Annotated in this window: 1 protein-coding gene; it reads right to left on the bottom strand. The window is 77.4% G+C overall.

Annotated elements, in window-relative coordinates:
• Positions 1-311 precede the first annotated feature (311 nt).
• Positions 312-514 (bottom strand): hypothetical protein (locus tag ACJA3G_RS38460; protein ID WP_406557598.1); only part of this gene is annotated, 203 nt, incomplete at its 5' end.

Raw genomic sequence — 514 nt, 5'->3', positions numbered from 1 at the left:
GGGGTCGTGGGCGGCCGGGGGGACGTGGATGCCTCGCCGCGGGCGGCGCCGGACGTGCAGGCGGACGCGGCGGCGAGGGCGGCCCCCGCGGCCCCGGCGGCGAGGAGGGTACGCCGGTCCATGCGAGGACGTCTTCCCGGAGGGTTCGGCTCCGAACCTCCCCGGTTCTGCTCCCCGTGCGGGGCCGGCACGGGTTTTGTGGTTTCAGCGGGTGGGTGCGCGCCCGTTCCGCTCGCCGCGCGCGAGGACGCTTCTCGTGGCGCCGGAGCGGGGACCCCGCCGTTGAACCCCTCGGCTCCGAACGGACCGGACTACTCCGCCGACTCGTGCCGCTGCGCGTCCCCCCTCGCCTTGTCGCGGGAGCGGCGCGCGGGGCCGGTCCAGCCGCAGGTGCAGTGGGCGTGGGCGAAGCTGCCGCGTTCCGTCGTCGTGGTGCGGTGCTCAGGAGCTGAGGCTTGGTGGGGCACGCCGCCACGGTACCGAGCGGCGGGCGCGGGCGTGACCGGGGTGGGCA

This window comes from Streptomyces sp. YS-3 (genome assembly GCF_045257485.1).
Lineage (GTDB): Bacteria > Actinomycetota > Actinomycetes > Streptomycetales > Streptomycetaceae > Streptomyces.
The sequence above is the reverse complement of the archived record's forward strand: the minus strand, read 5'-3'. Positions and strand labels throughout refer to the sequence as shown.